The sequence below is a fragment of the Collinsella sp. An2 genome, assembly GCF_002160065.1.
Classification (GTDB): domain Bacteria; phylum Actinomycetota; class Coriobacteriia; order Coriobacteriales; family Coriobacteriaceae; genus Limicola.
This window is the reverse complement of record NZ_NFJW01000001.1, coordinates 199,278-213,863: the sequence shown is the minus strand read 5'-3', so window position 1 is coordinate 213,863 and position 14,586 is coordinate 199,278. Positions and strand designations below refer to the sequence as shown.

At 66.7% G+C, this 14,586-nt stretch carries 28 protein-coding genes; all 28 read right to left on the bottom strand.

The window, feature by feature from the left end; all coding sequences use genetic code 11:
• Nucleotides 1–28: 28 nt before the first annotated feature.
• Entirely contained in the window at nt 29–316 is a 288-nt protein-coding gene (locus tag B5F33_RS01030) for a hypothetical protein (RefSeq protein ID WP_087409931.1), read from the bottom strand.
• 10 nt (nt 317–326) lie between these two features.
• Complete coding sequence (locus B5F33_RS01025) at nt 327–911, bottom strand: hypothetical protein (protein ID WP_087409930.1); 585 nt, start codon at nt 909–911, stop codon at nt 327–329.
• Between the two features lie 17 nt (nt 912–928).
• Nucleotides 929–1,276: a hypothetical protein gene (locus B5F33_RS01020; protein ID WP_087409929.1), complete on the bottom strand. Its 348-nt coding sequence runs from the start codon at nt 1,274–1,276 to the stop codon at nt 929–931.
• The gene (locus B5F33_RS01015) at nt 1,273–1,563 is read right to left on the bottom strand and encodes a hypothetical protein (protein WP_143757908.1); all 291 of its coding nucleotides are present in this window, start codon (nt 1,561–1,563) and stop codon (nt 1,273–1,275) included. The genes B5F33_RS01020 and B5F33_RS01015 overlap by 4 nt, the downstream gene beginning before the upstream one ends.
• Nucleotides 1,556–1,894 (bottom strand): hypothetical protein, encoded by a 339-nt coding sequence (locus B5F33_RS01010; RefSeq protein ID WP_204214323.1) that lies wholly within the window; start codon nt 1,892–1,894, stop codon nt 1,556–1,558. The genes B5F33_RS01015 and B5F33_RS01010 overlap by 8 nt, the downstream gene beginning before the upstream one ends.
• Nucleotides 1,891–2,286: a Gp19/Gp15/Gp42 family protein gene (locus B5F33_RS01005; protein WP_087409927.1), complete on the bottom strand. Its 396-nt coding sequence runs from the start codon at nt 2,284–2,286 to the stop codon at nt 1,891–1,893. The genes B5F33_RS01010 and B5F33_RS01005 overlap by 4 nt, the downstream gene beginning before the upstream one ends.
• Nucleotides 2,287–2,299: 13 nt before the next feature.
• A complete protein-coding gene (locus B5F33_RS01000; protein WP_087409926.1) occupies nt 2,300–2,629 on the bottom strand; it encodes a hypothetical protein in 330 nt (109 codons plus the stop codon).
• A 13-nt stretch (nt 2,630–2,642) separates the two neighbouring features.
• Nucleotides 2,643–3,521 (bottom strand): phage major capsid protein, encoded by an 879-nt coding sequence (locus B5F33_RS00995; protein WP_087409925.1) that lies wholly within the window; start codon nt 3,519–3,521, stop codon nt 2,643–2,645.
• A 9-nt stretch (nt 3,522–3,530) separates the two neighbouring features.
• Complete coding sequence (locus tag B5F33_RS00990) at nt 3,531–4,004, bottom strand: hypothetical protein (protein ID WP_087409924.1); 474 nt, start codon at nt 4,002–4,004, stop codon at nt 3,531–3,533.
• A 230-nt stretch (nt 4,005–4,234) separates the two neighbouring features.
• Nucleotides 4,235–5,470, bottom strand: a complete 1,236-nt coding sequence (locus B5F33_RS00985; protein WP_087409923.1) for a hypothetical protein — start codon at nt 5,468–5,470, stop codon at nt 4,235–4,237.
• Entirely contained in the window at nt 5,445–6,866 is a 1,422-nt protein-coding gene (locus B5F33_RS00980) for a phage portal protein (protein ID WP_087409922.1), read from the bottom strand. The genes B5F33_RS00985 and B5F33_RS00980 overlap by 26 nt, the downstream gene beginning before the upstream one ends.
• Complete coding sequence (locus B5F33_RS00975) at nt 6,866–8,287, bottom strand: hypothetical protein (protein ID WP_087409921.1); 1,422 nt, start codon at nt 8,285–8,287, stop codon at nt 6,866–6,868. Before B5F33_RS00975 ends, B5F33_RS00980 begins: the two co-directional genes overlap by 1 nt.
• Complete coding sequence (locus tag B5F33_RS00970; protein WP_087409920.1) at nt 8,284–8,748, bottom strand: P27 family phage terminase small subunit; 465 nt, start codon at nt 8,746–8,748, stop codon at nt 8,284–8,286. Before B5F33_RS00970 ends, B5F33_RS00975 begins: the two co-directional genes overlap by 4 nt.
• Before the next feature lie 221 nt (nt 8,749–8,969).
• Complete coding sequence (locus B5F33_RS00965; RefSeq protein WP_087409919.1) at nt 8,970–9,263, bottom strand: HNH endonuclease signature motif containing protein; 294 nt, start codon at nt 9,261–9,263, stop codon at nt 8,970–8,972.
• A gap of 111 nt (nt 9,264–9,374) precedes the next feature.
• Entirely contained in the window at nt 9,375–9,851 is a 477-nt protein-coding gene (locus tag B5F33_RS00960; RefSeq protein ID WP_087409918.1) for a ParB/Srx family N-terminal domain-containing protein, read from the bottom strand.
• Nucleotides 9,839–9,979 (bottom strand): hypothetical protein, encoded by a 141-nt coding sequence (locus B5F33_RS10895; RefSeq protein WP_158095268.1) that lies wholly within the window; start codon nt 9,977–9,979, stop codon nt 9,839–9,841. Before B5F33_RS10895 ends, B5F33_RS00960 begins: the two co-directional genes overlap by 13 nt.
• A 78-nt stretch (nt 9,980–10,057) precedes the next feature.
• Entirely contained in the window at nt 10,058–10,513 is a 456-nt protein-coding gene (locus B5F33_RS00955; protein ID WP_087409917.1) for a hypothetical protein, read from the bottom strand.
• Nucleotides 10,510–10,797: a hypothetical protein gene (locus tag B5F33_RS00950; RefSeq protein WP_087409916.1), complete on the bottom strand. Its 288-nt coding sequence runs from the start codon at nt 10,795–10,797 to the stop codon at nt 10,510–10,512. Before B5F33_RS00950 ends, B5F33_RS00955 begins: the two co-directional genes overlap by 4 nt.
• On the bottom strand, nt 10,794–11,060 hold the full coding sequence (locus B5F33_RS00945; RefSeq protein ID WP_087409915.1) for a hypothetical protein: 267 nt from the start codon (nt 11,058–11,060) through the stop codon (nt 10,794–10,796). Before B5F33_RS00945 ends, B5F33_RS00950 begins: the two co-directional genes overlap by 4 nt.
• Nucleotides 11,060–11,362 carry a DUF6440 family protein gene (locus B5F33_RS00940; protein WP_087409914.1) on the bottom strand — a complete coding sequence of 101 codons (303 nt, stop codon included), beginning with the start codon at nt 11,360–11,362 and terminating at the stop codon, nt 11,060–11,062. Before B5F33_RS00940 ends, B5F33_RS00945 begins: the two co-directional genes overlap by 1 nt.
• Complete coding sequence (locus B5F33_RS00935) at nt 11,359–11,679, bottom strand: hypothetical protein (RefSeq protein ID WP_087409913.1); 321 nt, start codon at nt 11,677–11,679, stop codon at nt 11,359–11,361. The genes B5F33_RS00940 and B5F33_RS00935 overlap by 4 nt, the downstream gene beginning before the upstream one ends.
• Nucleotides 11,676–11,978 carry a hypothetical protein gene (locus tag B5F33_RS00930; RefSeq protein WP_087409912.1) on the bottom strand — a complete coding sequence of 101 codons (303 nt, stop codon included), beginning with the start codon at nt 11,976–11,978 and terminating at the stop codon, nt 11,676–11,678. Before B5F33_RS00930 ends, B5F33_RS00935 begins: the two co-directional genes overlap by 4 nt.
• Nucleotides 11,953–12,120, bottom strand: a complete 168-nt coding sequence (locus B5F33_RS10890) for a hypothetical protein (protein WP_158095267.1) — start codon at nt 12,118–12,120, stop codon at nt 11,953–11,955. Before B5F33_RS10890 ends, B5F33_RS00930 begins: the two co-directional genes overlap by 26 nt.
• A complete protein-coding gene (locus B5F33_RS00925; protein ID WP_087409911.1) occupies nt 12,117–12,506 on the bottom strand; it encodes a hypothetical protein in 390 nt (129 codons plus the stop codon). Before B5F33_RS00925 ends, B5F33_RS10890 begins: the two co-directional genes overlap by 4 nt.
• Before the next feature lie 13 nt (nt 12,507–12,519).
• Nucleotides 12,520–12,984, bottom strand: coding sequence for a hypothetical protein (locus B5F33_RS00920; protein ID WP_087409910.1), 465 nt, complete (start codon nt 12,982–12,984; stop codon nt 12,520–12,522).
• A complete protein-coding gene (locus tag B5F33_RS00915; RefSeq protein ID WP_087409909.1) occupies nt 12,981–13,616 on the bottom strand; it encodes an ATP-binding protein in 636 nt (211 codons plus the stop codon). Before B5F33_RS00915 ends, B5F33_RS00920 begins: the two co-directional genes overlap by 4 nt.
• Complete coding sequence (locus tag B5F33_RS00910) at nt 13,597–14,226, bottom strand: DUF6291 domain-containing protein (protein ID WP_087409908.1); 630 nt, start codon at nt 14,224–14,226, stop codon at nt 13,597–13,599. The genes B5F33_RS00915 and B5F33_RS00910 overlap by 20 nt, the downstream gene beginning before the upstream one ends.
• A 2-nt stretch (nt 14,227–14,228) precedes the next feature.
• Nucleotides 14,229–14,585 (bottom strand): hypothetical protein, encoded by a 357-nt coding sequence (locus tag B5F33_RS00905; RefSeq protein WP_087409907.1) that lies wholly within the window; start codon nt 14,583–14,585, stop codon nt 14,229–14,231.
• Between the last annotated feature and the right edge of the window lies 1 nt (nt 14,586).

Sequence of the window (14,586 nt, the reverse complement as noted above, 5' to 3'; positions counted from 1 at the left end):
ATGCCGTAGTACTGCTGAAAGTCCGCGGTTACTTCGTCCCGGTGCTCCTCGAGGCACGAGACGAACCCGAGGAGTTTTTTGCCTTCACCGCCGCCGTGGCAGCGTCGTTGAGCTTGGCGAGGCCGTCCATGCCGCCCACGCGGTCCACGTACTCCTCGTCCTTGCCCATGTACACGCGCTCGAGCGCCTCGAAGAGGCCCTCGGGGTTCTTGTCACCGAGCGCGAACTGCTTGATCGTGCGGTAGCTGGTGAGCTGGTCCGCGTCGCAGAAGAAGCTCCCCTCGACGCCCTCGACCTGGAACTTGACCTGATTCATGCCGGATCACCTACTCCGTGGGGTCGGTCTCGGTGGACTCGTAGTAGTCGTAGCAGGTGTTGCCGTCCTCGTCCTGAAGGTACTTCATCGTCAGGGCGCGGGCGCACAGCTCCGCAACGGCGATGGTGAGGTCATCAAGCTCGGCAGACTGGCCCATGGGCACGACCTTGCGCCAGCGGCGCCCGTTCTTGAGCACCAGCTCCAGCACGTAGGAGCGGATGCAGGCGGAATCGCCGTTGTGCTTGACCGTGATGATGCCGTTGGCGTCCGTCACGTTGTCCTCGCCGTACTGCACCTTCAGCGTCTCCGCCTTGATCTCGGCGAGGGTGAACTGGGCGCTCTCCACGCGGGAGGTGGTGGGCGAGTCCATGAGCGTGCCGTTCATGTCCACGATGTCCTCGGAGTCGCTCTCGAGCGTCTCCACGTAGCCGTCCTCGGAGATGAATCCGAGCACCTTGAACGCCTGGTCGAGGGGCGTCTTGATGTCGGTCGGCAGGTCGGTGCCCACAGGCGCCGAGAAGATGTAGCCTCCCGCCACGCCCTTCGCGGAGGACACGTTGTTCACGTTGTTGGAGGTAGCAACCGTGTTTGCCATGGCCGTTCCCTTCCTTCCTATTCGCAAATCGTCAGTTCAACGTTCGTCTGGTATCTGGCCTGCCCCGAGTCCGGGTCTGGCCATCTGTACGAGCCGGTTGCCACGGCGCGGAACACGTTCTGCTCCGCGTCCGCGATTCCCGACACCGCGGCCTCCACGAGGCGCGAGATCTCGGCGGCGCGCTGGCGCGTCTGCGCCCACGACTGCACGGCGAGGCTCGCCTGCCGGATGAAGCGGTCACCTGTGCCGCCCGTCATCTCCACGGAGATGAACTCATCCGGCCGCTCCTCCGGAACCTCGAGGACGGCCTTGATGCCCGTGGCACCCATGAGGCGCTGCGCCACCACGCGCTCCACGTCCATCATCGGAGGGCCTCCTTCAGCGTGTTATAGAGCAGGTTGTCGCGCATCGCGTGCCACGTGTAGGTGCGCACGTAGTAGCCGTTCGCGAGCTTGCCGTGCGCCACGCCGATCTTGTAGCCATCGGCGCTCGTGTAACCGTCATCGCCGAGGGCGAGCGTCGCGGCCCTCTTGGTTTGCTCGGCGTGGCCCTTCAGGATTGACTGGCATGCGGATGCGTTCATAACTGCCGCGTATCCGCTCCTCTTGGGCTTGAAGGGGCCGAACTTGACCTTGCACCTGCACTTAGCCATCTGTCCTGCTCACCTCCGCCGTCAGGTTCCAGTCTCCGGGCGTGTTCTCCGGCGCGTACCGCTGCGGGTCTCCGACCACCTTGTGCTCGACGCCCCTCACGAGCACGGAGCAGCCGCGAAGCTCGCCCTCGTAGCTCTTCGGGAAGCACAGCGTGAACGCGACCGTCACGCCCTCGGGGCGGGAGGCGGCGAGATCGGCGGTCGCGCCCGGGTAGACCACGACGTTCTCGACCTGCTCGCGCTCCTCGGTGAAGCCCGCGGGCTCGCCCAGCTCGTCGCGCTTCGCGGTGCGCCGGATCACTGTCACCTGCTCGCCTTGGATGAGGTTCACAGCTCGCCCCTCTCCATCGGGTGCAGGCTGCGCATGATCTGCGCGTCCAGCCCGAGCGCCTCGCGCACTGTCTTGCCCAGGTACATCTCGCCCATGGCGCTGCCGAAGGTCACGGATGCCGTGTAGCCGCCCGCGCCCTGGCTGTACTGGGTTGCCCCCGCCATGGCGGCGGGGGCGTTGAGAACCCTGCTCACAAGCAGGCAGCAGACGGCGCCGGCGTTGCGGTCGAAGGCGTCGCACACGCCCTTCGCGTAGGTTCCGTAGACCTCCTCGAAGGCGCTGAGCATGTAGTTCGACGCATCGCCGAGGAGCACCTTAAGGCGCTTCTCGTCACCGGGGGCGCCGTAGCGCGCCTCGTACTCCTCGACCGTCGCGAAAACCGTCTCCGCCATCGCCCACGTCCCCTTACGCCATCTGTCCGGCGCTCTTGGCCTTGGTGATGAGGTCGTTCAGCTGAGCCTTGCACTCGTTGGCGAGCGCAACGACCTTGTCGAACTCCTCCTTAGTCACCGTCTCGTTAGCGGCCGCCGTGGCGTCGGGAGACGCGACGGCCGTGGTGGCGCTGGCCTTCTTCACGAGGCCCGCGGTCGTGGTGGTGGCGTTCCCGGGCGCGGCGCCGCCACCTCCGGTGAAGGGCGTGCCGTCCTCGTTGAAGAGGGCAACGTCCATGGGAAGGAGCGGGGAAACGTCCGCCTCCTCGTGGACGATGACCTTCTGGACGAGCTTTTTTGCCATGTTCACCGCCCCCTTACGCGCTCTTCAGCACGGCGAAGGCCTTGGGGTCGAGCACCGCGTAGGCCAGAACGGCCTCGGTGCGGTAGGCCACCTGGTTGGAGCCCTTGAGGTCCACGCCGGTGTTGTCCGGGTCACCGTACTCGATGATCTCGGAGTACATGTCGCGCACCATGCCCCACTTGATGAGGCTGAAATCGCCCATGATGGCGAGCACCTTGGTGGGCGCGGTGGCGAGCTTGCCGTTGACCGTGCCGGAGACTGCCGCGGGGATGCCGTCGATGTTGCCCACGTTCAGGGACAGCGGAATCTCCGGGTAGAGGCGTGTGCCGGTCGCGGGCACGCGGAGCTTTCGCAGGTCGCTGGCGAAGCCGCGGGAGAGCGCGAAGCCGTTGATGTCGTACTCGATGAGCTTGTCGGTCAGGGAGTCGATGTCATCAACCGGGGAGTCGGTGGCGGTCACGGAGGATGCGCCAGCGGTGAGTGCGGTGTAGCCGCTGAGCGCGCCGCCGCCCTTGGGGTTCACGGCGTGGTACACGATGTAGTCGAGCGCGCGGCCGATTGCACCGGTCTGGTCCGCGAGGATGTTGTTGATGATCTCGAGCTGGTTGTCCTCGTCGGCCCACTTCAGCTCATCGCTCACGCGCGTGGTGGTCACGACCTTTGCGCGCTTGGCCACGATGGGGCCGGTGCTGATGTCGTAGGCGCCCTTCTTGGCGCCCTCAGCGACAACCTCGGCCTCGGCCGTGGGGTTGAACACGAGGTAAGTCTGGTCATCGAACTTCTGCGGCACGCTGGGGCTGAGGGCCGCGATGGTGGAGGTGTCGCGCGCCTTGTTGAGGAGCGTGGTCACAACGCTCTTGGGGAGCACGACCTTGCTGGTGTCGTTAGCCATTGTCTTCTCCTATTCCTTGCCGAGGAGCTGGCGGGCGAAGCCGCGCATCTCCGAATCGTCCTTGCCGTCGCTCCGGTCGAACTTGCCTGGCTTCTCGACCTTCGGCGCGGGCTTCTTCTGGAAGTGCTTGAGCATCTTGTCCGCCCACTCGTTCATCGAGTCCTCGTCATCGCCAACGATGAGGTCGGCCGGGATGCCCTTCTTCTCCGCGACCTTGGCGGCGAGCTTCGCGCGCTGCTCGGCCTTCTCCTTCTCGTCCAGCCGCTTCTTGAGGTCCGCGATCTGCTCCTCGGCGGTCTTGCCCGCCTCCTGAGCCTTCGCCAGCTCGTCCGCGGCCGTGCGGTTGGCCTTGGCCTGCTTCTCCCACTTTCGGGAGTGCGCCTTCTCCGCCTCGTAGAGCGCCTTGTAGTCGGGTTCCTGCTCCTCGCCGTGCGGCTCGGTCCCTGCTGCGCCCTCGGTCGGCGTCGCGTTCTCTTCTGCCATGTCGCTTCTCCTTCCCGCGCCGTGCGGCGCGCCCGGCCTGCCGTGCGGCCTGCCGAAAACGTGTAGGTCGGTGCCGTGCGGCGCCTCGCGGGAGAGTGTCTTATGGGCGTGAGATTTCGCAGGGAGATGCAAAATGGGCCGCGCCCGATTGAGCGCGGCCCTGAGATGCGGGTATAATAAAAATAGGCGGTTCCCCCCTCTACAACTGGAGGCTTGGGAGCCGCCTTCTGCTATTTAACCTTGAAGTACGTGCCGTCTTTAAGCAGAAGACGCAGGCCAGGTATTCCAGGATAATCGCCGGCCAAATCTGCCGCCGCCTTCTTCAGGTCATCGTCGGAGATATGCAGCGACTCCGAGTTATCAATGACAACGCATCTAAGCCCTTTCTTCTTCTCGGCGTTTCCCAGGTAGTTCTTTACGGCACCGTGTGCGTTTCCAGATGTGCCGAGCGTCTTGATCTCGATGCCGTTCTCGAGGTCTGGAAGGCCTATTCTCTGCTTCCTTCCGTCAACGCGCACAACCTCAAAGTCTTGGATGAACACTGGCTTGATTCCGTGTTCGGCCAGCAGCCTCGCCGTCCTTTTCTCGGCATCGGTCGCGCGCTTCTCCACCTCTTTGCTTGCGAAATCAACCGAAGGAACCTTCCCGGTTGCGAACCACTCCGGGTCTCGCGTCTCTATTTCCTGCGAGACTCGCTTGTTCACGTAGGCGTCGAACGCCTCGCCCGCCTTGTTGCCGTGCTTCTTGGTGTACGCCTCGCGCTCGGCCTTCGGCAGCGCGTTCCACTCGTCCCTGATTCCTTGGCGCCCACCGATGGCTGCCATGCAGTCGTTGAAGCGCCCGTACATCGCGTCCGGATCGTAACCCTTCACCTCGGCATCGCCGAAGCTGGGCACGATTCGGCAGTTGCACTTCCGATGCGCATGGCTCGCCGCTTCCTCGCTCGTGTACTGGTAGCCGAAGCTGGCCAGCATGAGGCAGAAGCCGCACGTCTCGCCGACAGGAACTCTGGCGTAGGTCGGCTTCCGCGGGTCTCGGCTCGCGTTGTGCGCGATGCACTGGTTGGCGGCGCGGCGCATCTCCGTGTCCACGCGGTCCAGCACCTCGGCCATGAACCGGTCCTCGCTCTGGGTCTGCTCGAACGTCTTGGTGATGGCGTACATGGCGCCCTGGGTCGCTCCGGGCTTCCTGCGGGAGTCGGCCACTGCCGCGTAGGTTCCGCCTGCCGCCTGCGCAGCGCGCATGGCGTCGTACGACTCGGCGGCGCGCGCCGCGGCCATGTCCGTGTAGGCCCCGAGTATCGACTCGAGCACGGCGAGGGCCGCGGTGCGCAGCGCGTCGTAGTCGCTGCCGTCCCACTCCGCGAACAGGTTGTTCAGCGCGATGGTTGCCTGCGCCTGCGCGGCGCCGGAGAGCGCGTTGACCTCCTCCGACAGCTCATCAAGCAGGCTGCGCGGTATCTCCATCGCTGCCCTCCCTCGGCGCCAGCAGCGACATCACCGCGGCGCTCGCCTGCGCCTTCTTCGTGTCGCTCTCGATGCGCTGGATCTGCTCGTCCGTGTAGTCGAGCTGCTCGAGGATGACGTTCGAGTTGGCGAGCTTCGGGATGGCCTGCACCTGCTTGAGAATCGCGTCGCTCTGGCTCACCACGGACGGGTAGGCTGGGCTCATCCACTTCGGGTTGATGTTGTTCCCGGCGTCGCGCTCGGTCGCGTAGTCCGTCCCGTGCAGAACGGCCAGCGCCATGTAGGCCACGTTGCGCATGGCGGTGCCGTTGTCGCGGTTCAGGTTCTTGGCGTCGATTACCAGAGGCTCGAGCGCGGCCGCGATTGCGTCGGATGAGCTGGGATTGTCGTTCGACACGCCGAAGAAGCTCACCGGCACGTTGGTGACGCTCGCCATCTGGCACGCGAGGCCGCGGAAGTACTCGCTGAGCGGCGCCATCTGGAGCTGCGCGCTCTGCCAGACTGTCGGGGAGTCACCGTCTGGGTCTTTTGTGACCTCGTTGATGGCGCCCATCGACGCATCGTACTTGTTCTCGGTGTTGGTCATGCGCTTGTTGGTGCCGAGCAGCCACATCTGCGGCAGCGTCGAGGACTCGGCTGCCACCTCCATGCGGGCGCGCTGCCTGATCGCGTCATCCGTGATGCTCATCACCGAGCGCGTGATGCGCGAGGCGCCGAACGGCCGCTCGAGCGTGGCGCCGTAGGGCATCGGCTCCATCAGCGGGCGCCCCATGGAGTGCTCGAGGTACTCAGCGTGCCACGTCCCGCGCTCGCAGCGGAGCACGATGATGCAGTCATCCTTGTAGACCTCAATGATGGACGGCTTGCGGGTGCTCGTCCCGGCCACGGCCTTCGACTCGGCCACGACCATGCCGGCGCGGATGGCCTTCAGCGCATCGTCCCACAGGGCGCACGCCGACGTTGCAGGATAGGCGCTGATGATGGGCGTGCCATCGCCGTCCTCGGTCACTGTCCAGAAGCCACAGCAGTGCTTCAGCTCGCAGATGAGGTTCTTCCGGTACAGCGCGGGCAGCGAGTTGGCGGAGCAGATCTCGCGCAGCTCCTCCGTGGTCGTGTCATCGTCGGTCGTGTAGCCGTCGAACACGCTGCGGTCTGCCAGCGCGTGCACGGCCTTCTTCGGCCAGTCGATGCGCGGGTCAATCTTCTTGGCCAGGCTCTTCGGCATGGCGATGCCGAGATCCTTCACGCGCACGTGGCCGAGGTAGTACTTCTCGCGCAGCAGGTTGCGCGGGCGCTTCTTGCCCCACAGCTCCACCAGCTCGCTCACAACGTCCCTGTCCTCCGGCTCGAGTCCTGCCGCCGAGGACACCCCGGGCGCAAGGTTCATGTCAATCATCAGAAGCTCGCCTCCTGCACTCTCTGCGGGTCTCTTTTCGTCGTTCGCGCCGCGTACAGCGCGAGGGATGCCGATTCGATGGGCGCCGATATGCTGTCCGGCCCGTCTCCGAAGCCCCAGCCGTCGTGGCCGATGCTCCGGCGCACCGACTTCACGGCTGACTCGTCCAGCGCCGGTGACGCAACGTGGCCGACCGTTCCGGCGTTCACCTCGTCCCGCAGCATCGTGGCCGCGCTCTGGGCCACGGCCGCCGTGCCGGTGATGATGGCCTTCTTCGGGAACTTGCCGTCCGTCAGCCTCTGGACGAGGGCCGCGGCGCCGGTCTTGCCGTCGATGCAGACGGCCGCGATCTCGCTCTCGTTCCGCAGCAGCATGTCCGCGATGCTCGCGGTTCCTCCCCCGGCGCTCTGCACGTCGTACAGCTCGACGTAGGATGGGCCTCCGAGGACGGCGCGAGCCCACGAGATGGCCACTGTGCCGCCGTCCGGCGAGAACTTCACGCCGAAGGCCAGCTTCCCATCGGCCACCGCGCCGTCCCGCGTGCACTCCAGCCACTTGTTGCCGTCCAGGGCGGGGTTCTGCACGCCTCCGATGGGTGACCACCAGCCGAGGCGCTCGCGCGCGAACACGTCGGGCTGCATCTGCTGGCTCTCGCCCTCCACTGCGGCGATGTCGATGAGCGTCCCGAGCGACGGGTTGCACTCGTACCACCTTGAGCGGTCGGTCTTGTCCCCTATCTCAGACGCGGCCCACTCCACCCACGCCATGTCCGAGCGCCCGGCGTGAACGTCATCGTGCAGGCTGCGGAACACCGTGCCCTTGTTCTCCGGCGCCGGGGGCGTCCCGAGGTAGATGGTCTGCGGGTTGTGCTTCCTTCCCGCCGAGATGGCCGGGAGCGATGCCGCCTGCTGCCCGTTCGTCAGGTCTTGGGCCTCGTCGTAGATCAGAACGTCGTACGTCTTGCCTCGCGCGAGGGAGTCGGTGCGCGTGGTGAAGCGGATGAGGCCACCGTTGTTCAGGCGGATGGCCTGCTGGCCGTTCGTCTTGCGCACCGTCTTCAGCAGCGCGTGCAGCTCCGGCTCGTCCTCGTCCTCGAACGGCTCGGAGAGCTGCTGGAACATCTCGTCCGAGGTGTCACCGTGCTGGCAGGTGTACAGGATCTTCTCGCCGTTCAGGGCTCCGTAGAAGCAGCGCGCCCTGACCACCCAGCTCTTGCCGTTCTGGCGCGGGATGCTCACGCCCATGGTCTTCGCGCAGAACTTGTCGTGCTCGTCCCGGGCCAGCATGATGTCCAGAAGGTGCGGCTGCCATGGCATCGGCTCGCCGAAGTACGCCGTGGCGAGCTGCGCGGCCATGAAGCCGTCACCGCTCAGGCTATCTGGGATGTTCGCCTCGTAGGTCGGCGTCTGCCGCGGCCTCATGCGCCCGCCGCCTTCCGCGCCTTGGCCTCGCGGTCGCTGAGGACCATGCTGAGGATGCGGCCGTTGGCGCTGCGGGGCTGCTGCGCCTCAGCCGGAGCGGCCGCTCTGGTCCTGGGCGAGATGCCCAGCTGGTCCGAGAGCGCGCGGATCTCGGCGCTCGCCTCCTTCAGGATGCCCAGCGCCGGGTTCTTGCGCACCAGCGGCACGCTCCGGCCGTCATCCGTCTTGTACGGCTTGGTCCCGATGCGGTCGAAGATGTTGATGTGGCCGTTGCCCTTGGCTATGGCCTCCTGGGCCTGTATCGCCACGGCGTGCCAGTAGCACAGCAGCCGCAGCGTCGGCACGTCCTGCGCCGTGAACCTGTTCCCCTCCTCCGGGGCTATGTCCCTCCATATGGCGCTCTGCACCGGGTCTTGCGCGATGTCCTCGGGCATCGGCACGCCCTGCTTACTGTCAGCCATCGCGCCTCCCTTCGTCGGGAGAGATGGTATTTCGGGCGTGAGATAGCCCCCCCCTATGCCCCGCAACTGGGCGGGGGGAAATTGGCCCTAGGCCGCGAGGCTTGCCGTCGCACCCCGGGGAGGGGCGATGCCCCCGGTCTGTCGGCGCGATGCGCAGCGAGCTGGCGAAACGCCACCCCGGCCCGGCCCCCTGCACGGCGTGCACATGGCATCGTGTTCCGCTACCACAGGCGGGTGCGCACTATCGGCAAGCCCTTCGCTCCCTCATCGCCCGGCATCCTGTTGCCGCGCCTCTGGTTGCAGATGCGGTGCGCCGCGTCCACGTTCGCGTAGTCCAGCGGGCTGCCGCCTCTGCTCACGGGTATGATCTCGTCCACCTCGAAGCACCACGGGTGCCCGGCAGGCAGGCTGTAGTCGATGGGCTGGCCGCAGATGTGGCACGGCCTTCCCTCCGCCCTGAGCCTCGCCCTGAGCTTCCTGCGCGCGTTGCCGTTCCTCGTCCTAGGGTCTCCCATTACCCATCACCTCCCAGCGCATTGTGGCCCCGGCATGAGAAGGGGCCGCGGCTCCTCGTGGCCACGGCCCCTCTGCCTCCCGCTGCCTTTCGCCATCCCCCCGGGGTGGTCTCACGCCTCGAAGGTCTCGCCGCAGTGCGGGCAGGTCACCTGCTTCCGCTTCGGCTCCGCCTCCTCATCGAGGCTGTCGGTCGCGTCCTCCCCCGCATCTGTGAAGCCCAGCTCCCCCATGTCGAAGTCCTGCGCCAGCACGTCCAGCTCGTACGCCAGCATGTCGGAGTCCCAGCCCGTCATCATCGTGGTCTGGTTGTCCACCAGCGTGAGCGCCCTTCTCTGCGCGTCGCTCAGGTCATCGCAGAATATCACCGGCACGCGCTCCAGCCCGAGCGCCTTGGCGGCCGCCGCTCGCGCGTGGCCCGCCACTATCTCCGCGGCGCCGTCCTCGTCGTGCCACGCGATGATGGGGCTCCTGAAGCCGAACTCCCGTATCGACGCCTGCACGGCCGCCAGCTGCTCCCTCGTGTGGCGCTTGGCGTTGTTGTCATAGGGCTTCAGCTCATCGAGCGGCAGCATCGTTATCTGTTCCATGCTCCCCTCCTCATCTTGTCCCGCATGATCGCGACGGCCGCCACCGGCAGGAGCGGCAGCAGCAGCGCGACCGTCAGCGCCGTGGCCACGGCCCAGTGCCACGGCCTGCCGTCAGTCATCGCGTCCATCAGTCCCTCCAGTCCGCCGCGCACACGGCTATCAGCACCAGCACTATTACGATGAAGGCGATGTACGCCATAACCATCTCAGTCTCTCCTCTCGTACGTGCGCTTGACCTCGCGCCCGTCGTTGTCGATGTACCAGACGTGCGCGGGCGCCCCCGTGTACGGCTGGCGGTAGTTGTAGTTCCACTCCCGCACGTTCCGGGCCTCCTCCGCGTCAATCCAGAGCGAGGCCCAGCAGCGGTCCCAGAACACGTGGTAGTCGATGGAATGGTCGAACATGCCCAGCTCCTCCGGCGCGCATCCCGGCTGGCGCCGGCGCCCGGCCGAGAAGAACCACTTGAGCTCCTGCGCCCGGTCCACGGCCTCCCACGTCTCGGCGAACTCGCTGAAGCACCGCTCCACGTACGGCCGCACAGCCTCCTCCGGGCAGTGCCACGTGTTGATGAGCCAGTCAAGGGTGTCCTCGAACGGCCTCCACGTCCCCCGGCGCTCCTCCGGGAACAGGTCCAGCGTCATCTGGCCGTCGAGCGGCCTCATGCGATCTCGCCGTCCCTGACGCGCCTCTGGAGGCTCCTCACCCTGTCGGCGAGGTCTTCGGCGCCCGCGTCCAGCTCCAGAACGTCCAGCTTAAGCTCAACCAGCTCTCGCGTGCCCCTCTGGGCGTCGCGTGCCACGCGCAGGGCGTCCGCCATGGCCTCGTTGCGCTCCCACGCCCTCTGGGATGACGGCTTGCCGCTGTCCATGTATTCGTACTGCCACTTCTCTGCCAGTTGGTCGTAGTGCTCGATGAGCTTGTCTATCTCGTCAGCCAGGAGTCTCATGCCTTCACCCCCAGCGCTTTGCGGATGTCGTGCCCGACACCCTTGAGCACGGAGCGCGCGCAGTGCTCGTTTAGGCCGAAGCCGATGCACTCGTCCGCGATCTTCAGCAGCGCGTCCCTATCAGGCATCGGCTCGAACCGGCTGCACCTGTCGTACACGTAGCCGACTGCCGAGAGCGTCGTTACCATGCCCCTGCCGTCGCACTCTCGGGGCGCGAGGCCCCCGCAGAGGCGGCACTCGCCGTGGAACCTGCACTCTGCCATCACTCGTCACCTGCTTCCAGCACCCTGAGCGGCGTCCCGTCCACGTCTAGGAGCGGGCACACCGCCGCGCCGCCCTTGTATTGCTCGTAGGCGAGGTACTGGATGCCGGTCTGGTGGTCAACGATGATGCTCCAGCTGTAGATTCCGGTCTCGTGCTCCGAGAAGCGCGCCTGCCCGGTCATCAGCTGCGAAAACTCGGCGCTCTCGCCCCAGCTCGGCTCCTCCTCTGCCTCGCACCCCGCGAGCGCGGCGCACAGAAGTGCGCAGGCCATCAGGCACGCGGCGCCCTTGATCAACCTCATCGCGTGATTCGCCCCCTCCGCATGTTGCGCTGCCGGCACGCCAGCATCGCGTCCGTCAGGTCCGTGACGCCGAGCGCGGCGAGGAGGTTGCACGTTGCCTGGATGGCGTCGCAGCACTCCTCTATCACCCTCTGGCGGAGCGGCTCGCGCACGTCGTGGCCGTCCGGGTACTCGCCCTCGAGCGCGGCGTAGTCCTCCCACGCGCTGTAGACCTCGCAGGTCTCCTCCGCGATCTTCGTCACCTGCTCCTTGCCCGCGGTCACGTCATCGAAGACGCGCACGCTCGGCATGAGCACCCACTTGCTCTTCGGCGTCATCGGGCGCCTCCCGTCCCGCGCAGCTCGAGCGCGAGGTTCAGCAGCTTCCCGGATGCCTCCGTGAGGTCCGCCGCCACGCCCTGAATCTCCGGCATGCCCGCCAGCGCCTCGGCCCTGCCGGCCTCGTAGGCCCTGCGGCACATGTCCGTGGCCGCCACCTGGAGCGCCGTGTCGTTGAAGCCGCGCATCACCTGCCTCTGCTTGATGTAGGAGTGCGCCCTCTCCTGCGGCCGCTCATCGTCGCGGTAGCCGAAGACCTCCTCGAGATCCTGCTCAATCGCTTCCCACGTGTCCGCCATGCTCCTTCACCTCCATCTCCATGAGCGCCACGTGCAGCTCGCGGCGCACCCGGTTCACTTCCCAGTGCTTCCCCTCGGCCTCGAGGCGCTCTATCTCCTTCCTGTGGCGCTCGACTATGCGGGCGCGCTCCTCGGCGCTCACCGCTGCTCCTCGATGTGCTTCTCGTACGCCTTGCGGAACTCCGGCTCGAAGAACTCGATGAACTCGGCGGCGCTCATCCACTCCGGGCGCCCGTAGTCTCTGAGGCACTCCTCGCACCACACGCGGAACTCCGTCTTCTTCCCGTCCGCCGAGATCGCCGGCGTTGCATTGGCATACGTGAGGTCATCGAACAGCTGCTTTCTCCCGTACTCGGCGATGTAGGCCTCGATGCGCGAGGGCTTGGCGTTCTGGAGCGCGTCCACCCTCTCCTCGGCGAGCAGCAGGCGCGCCTGGAGGCTCGCGTTCTTGTCCGTGAGGCTCTCCACCCTCGCCTGAGCTGCCTCCAGCTCGGCCAGCACGTACTGCTCGCAGCTCGTAATCTCCATGGTCTTCTCCCTCCTAGGCGCGGATGCGCCTGACGATTGAACCGGGCCTCTTGATGGCCCAATAGCCGTAGTCGTAGAGGAGCGGGCTCGCAGGCCCCAGCTCGCGGAGCAGCTCCCCGCGCCACCACGCCTCCGCGAACTCCTCCTCGTCCCAGACCCACTCGACGCTCATCACGCCGGAATGGCACTCGCCGTGGCAGCCCGTCGTTCCGCTGCCGCACAGCGCGATCAGCGCGGGCCGGAGCTTGTGGCCGTACAGCTCGAAGGTCGCGTTGCGCGCGCCCATGCCCACGGCCGGCACGTGGTGGGCGTTGGTCGCGGGCCTGCGGCAGAAGGCGCACAGGGCGCCGTCATCGAGGCGGTTGGTCCGCACCCCCCTGCCCTCGTAGTGCGCGCCGACGTTTGGCATGCCGAACTTCGAGGCGCTTGCAACGCTGAGGCCGCGCAGGAGCGACGCCGGGGGCACGTAGGCGCTCATGCGAGCCTCCTGTCCGGCCCCGCCATCTCGATGCGCTCGCAGGCCCCTCCGAGCCTCGACGCGACGCGCATGCCTGGCATGCCGCCCCATCGGTCGCGCAGCTCGCCGAGGCTGTAGTTGCTCGTCACGATGATGGGCAGCCCAGCGGCAACGCGGGCGTCGATGAGGCCCGTGAGGGTCTCCATGGCCCACTCCGTGGGGCGCTCCACACCGAGGTCATCGAGTGCCAGCAGGTCGTAGCGCTCCGCGCGCTCCAGGGCGCCGCGCTCGCCGCCGTCCCACTCCGCCTTGATGGCGTCCAGCAGGCCCTTGGCGGTCACGAGCTTGGCCGTGAGGCCGTCCCTCACCGCGAGCCTCACCGCGGCGGCAGCCGCGTAGGTCTTGCCCCTGCCGGGCATGCCGTGCAGGTACGTCCCGCGCCCGTCGCGAGCCCTGCGGTACGCCAGCGCGCCCTCGGTGCACGCCGCCGTGGCGTACGCGCCGCGCAGCCCGGCCTTGCGGAGCCTGCTCTCGAGCATCTTGGCGCGGATCTTGCGATAATCGTCCGTCTGCTCGAACGGAACCGGCTTCGCGGGCCTGACGCCGCTCGGCAGCCTCAGCGCGCCGATGGCGTCAGAGAGCCGAGTACTCATCCCGCTTCGCCTCCTTCCTCGGCCGGCAGTCGCGGCGCACCCAGTCGCGCACGGCCGCCCGCCAGTCCTTCATCGCGTTTCTCCCGACCTTCCAGCCGTTGCTGGCGTAGTAGTCCACGAACCGCTCGGCGTCGAAGCCCCCGGGGTCGAGTCGCTTCTCCTCCGCGTACTCCAGCGCGTAGGCGGAGACCTCATCGCGTGCGGGCGGCGCGAAGCGCCTACCACCCTTGGTCTGGCTTGGTTTGGTCTGGTTTGGTTTGGTTTGGCTTTCGGTTTTCGCCGCGTTTCCGGAAACCGGGGGTTTTGCAGTTTCGGAAACCCCCGGTTTCTCGCTTTCGGAAACCTCCGGTTCCGGCGATGCCGAGTCGGCCGGAACCGGGCTGCCCTTGCGGGGCCTGCCGCCCTTGGAGCCGCGGGCGCGGCTCTCCTTGGAGTTGTCGATGTCCTCCTTGAGGCTGATGAAGATGGCCTTCAGGAGGTAGGGAAGCTCGACCTCCTCGCCGAACATCCCGTACATGCAGATCGCGTAGCACAGCTCCTTGCGGTCGGCCTCGTTGAGCGCGGCGCACACGTCACCGAACTTCTCGAAGATTGTGAACGCCGCAGCCATGCCTAGCGCTCCCAGTGATAGGCGCACATGGAGGCGTTGATGGTCACCGTGGCGTGCTCGCCCACGAGCGCCTCGATGATGTGGAACTGGAGCTCCGGCGCCTCCGGGTGCTCGATGAGGTAGGCCATGGCGATGCGGCGCATCTTGGCCTCGCTCTCCGCGGGCTTGGTCACGGCGCCGCGCGTGCGCTTGGCGCGGGCGATGACGAGGTGCGCGATTCCGCCGTTGTTGGCCACGATCTGCACCGCGCCCTCGTCGCACGAGAATCCGTCCTCGCTGATGTTCTCGTAGCCCAGCTCGCTCAGGTAGCGCACCGCCGCGAGCATGGCGATTGAGTAGGTGGTCTCCTGCTCTGGCATG

Excerpts from the sequence above, each read along its gene's own strand:
- B5F33_RS01030 (WP_087409931.1), bottom strand. The coding sequence starts at position 316 with ATGAATCAGGTCAAGTTCCAGGTCGAGGGCGTCGAGGGGAGCTTCTTC.
- B5F33_RS01025 (WP_087409930.1), bottom strand. The coding sequence starts at position 911 with ATGGCAAACACGGTTGCTACCTCCAACAACGTGAACAACGTGTCCTCC.
- B5F33_RS01020 (WP_087409929.1), bottom strand. The coding sequence starts at position 1,276 with ATGATGGACGTGGAGCGCGTGGTGGCGCAGCGCCTCATGGGTGCCACG.
- B5F33_RS01015 (WP_143757908.1), bottom strand. The coding sequence starts at position 1,563 with ATGGCTAAGTGCAGGTGCAAGGTCAAGTTCGGCCCCTTCAAGCCCAAG.
- B5F33_RS01005 (WP_087409927.1), bottom strand. The coding sequence starts at position 2,286 with ATGGCGGAGACGGTTTTCGCGACGGTCGAGGAGTACGAGGCGCGCTAC.
- B5F33_RS01000 (WP_087409926.1), bottom strand. The coding sequence starts at position 2,629 with ATGGCAAAAAAGCTCGTCCAGAAGGTCATCGTCCACGAGGAGGCGGAC.
- B5F33_RS00995 (WP_087409925.1), bottom strand. The coding sequence starts at position 3,521 with ATGGCTAACGACACCAGCAAGGTCGTGCTCCCCAAGAGCGTTGTGACC.
- B5F33_RS00990 (WP_087409924.1), bottom strand. The coding sequence starts at position 4,004 with ATGGCAGAAGAGAACGCGACGCCGACCGAGGGCGCAGCAGGGACCGAG.
- B5F33_RS00985 (WP_087409923.1), bottom strand. The coding sequence starts at position 5,470 with ATGGAGATACCGCGCAGCCTGCTTGATGAGCTGTCGGAGGAGGTCAAC.
- B5F33_RS00980 (WP_087409922.1), bottom strand. The coding sequence starts at position 6,866 with ATGATTGACATGAACCTTGCGCCCGGGGTGTCCTCGGCGGCAGGACTC.
- B5F33_RS00975 (WP_087409921.1), bottom strand. The coding sequence starts at position 8,287 with ATGAGGCCGCGGCAGACGCCGACCTACGAGGCGAACATCCCAGATAGC.
- B5F33_RS00970 (WP_087409920.1), bottom strand. The coding sequence starts at position 8,748 with ATGGCTGACAGTAAGCAGGGCGTGCCGATGCCCGAGGACATCGCGCAA.
- B5F33_RS00965 (WP_087409919.1), bottom strand. The coding sequence starts at position 9,263 with ATGGGAGACCCTAGGACGAGGAACGGCAACGCGCGCAGGAAGCTCAGG.
- B5F33_RS00960 (WP_087409918.1), bottom strand. The coding sequence starts at position 9,851 with ATGGAACAGATAACGATGCTGCCGCTCGATGAGCTGAAGCCCTATGAC.
- B5F33_RS10895 (WP_158095268.1), bottom strand. The coding sequence starts at position 9,979 with ATGGACGCGATGACTGACGGCAGGCCGTGGCACTGGGCCGTGGCCACG.
- B5F33_RS00955 (WP_087409917.1), bottom strand. The coding sequence starts at position 10,513 with ATGAGGCCGCTCGACGGCCAGATGACGCTGGACCTGTTCCCGGAGGAG.
- B5F33_RS00950 (WP_087409916.1), bottom strand. The coding sequence starts at position 10,797 with ATGAGACTCCTGGCTGACGAGATAGACAAGCTCATCGAGCACTACGAC.
- B5F33_RS00945 (WP_087409915.1), bottom strand. The coding sequence starts at position 11,060 with ATGGCAGAGTGCAGGTTCCACGGCGAGTGCCGCCTCTGCGGGGGCCTC.
- B5F33_RS00940 (WP_087409914.1), bottom strand. The coding sequence starts at position 11,362 with ATGAGGTTGATCAAGGGCGCCGCGTGCCTGATGGCCTGCGCACTTCTG.
- B5F33_RS00935 (WP_087409913.1), bottom strand. The coding sequence starts at position 11,679 with ATGACGCCGAAGAGCAAGTGGGTGCTCATGCCGAGCGTGCGCGTCTTC.
- B5F33_RS00930 (WP_087409912.1), bottom strand. The coding sequence starts at position 11,978 with ATGGCGGACACGTGGGAAGCGATTGAGCAGGATCTCGAGGAGGTCTTC.
- B5F33_RS00925 (WP_087409911.1), bottom strand. The coding sequence starts at position 12,506 with ATGGAGATTACGAGCTGCGAGCAGTACGTGCTGGCCGAGCTGGAGGCA.
- B5F33_RS00920 (WP_087409910.1), bottom strand. The coding sequence starts at position 12,984 with ATGAGCGCCTACGTGCCCCCGGCGTCGCTCCTGCGCGGCCTCAGCGTT.
- B5F33_RS00915 (WP_087409909.1), bottom strand. The coding sequence starts at position 13,616 with ATGAGTACTCGGCTCTCTGACGCCATCGGCGCGCTGAGGCTGCCGAGC.
- B5F33_RS00910 (WP_087409908.1), bottom strand. The coding sequence starts at position 14,226 with ATGGCTGCGGCGTTCACAATCTTCGAGAAGTTCGGTGACGTGTGCGCC.
- B5F33_RS00905 (WP_087409907.1), bottom strand. The coding sequence starts at position 14,585 with ATGCCAGAGCAGGAGACCACCTACTCAATCGCCATGCTCGCGGCGGTG.